1 protein-coding gene is annotated in these 512 nt (G+C 70.7%); it reads left to right on the top strand.

Annotated elements, in window-relative coordinates; translation table 11 throughout:
- Positions 1-77: 77 nt before the first annotated feature.
- Positions 78-512 (top strand): IS110 family transposase (locus tag V3328_RS26550; RefSeq protein WP_340332762.1); only part of this gene is annotated, 435 nt, incomplete at its 3' end.

Genomic DNA, 512 nt, shown 5'->3' with positions numbered 1-512 from the left:
TGCCCGCCGTTCCATCGACCCCGAACAGTCGCTTGGGCCGCTCGAAGCGAAGCCCGCTTGCGCAAGGATGGGACAGGATGGACGCGATCGTTGTCGGCATCGATGTATCGAAGACGCAGCTCGACGTGCATGTGGAGGGCGGCGAGAGCTTCCGGCTTCGCCGCGACAGCGAGGCGGTCGCGGCGCTTGCGGAGCGGCTGAAGCTGCTTGCCCCGCACGTCATCGGCATCGAGGCCACCGGCGGCTTCGAGACCGTCGTGGCGGCCGGCCTGGCGGGCGCCGGCCTGCCGGTCGTCGTGGTCAACCCGGCTCAGGTGCGCGCCTTCGCCAACGCGCTCGGCAAGCGCGCCAAGACCGATCCCATCGATGCTGCGGTCGTCGCCCGCTTCGTCGCGGCCACCAGGCCGCAGATCCGTCCGCTCAAGGATCGGCAGACCCGGTTGCTGGCCGATCTCGTCGGCCGGCGCCGGCAGATCGTCGCCATGATCGTCGCCGAGCGCCAGCGCGAGCAC

This window comes from Microbaculum marinum, assembly GCF_037855135.1.
GTDB lineage: Bacteria > Pseudomonadota > Alphaproteobacteria > Rhizobiales > Tepidamorphaceae > Microbaculum > Microbaculum marinum.
Note: the sequence above shows the minus strand (reverse complement) of the source record. Positions and strands in the feature narration are given on the sequence as shown.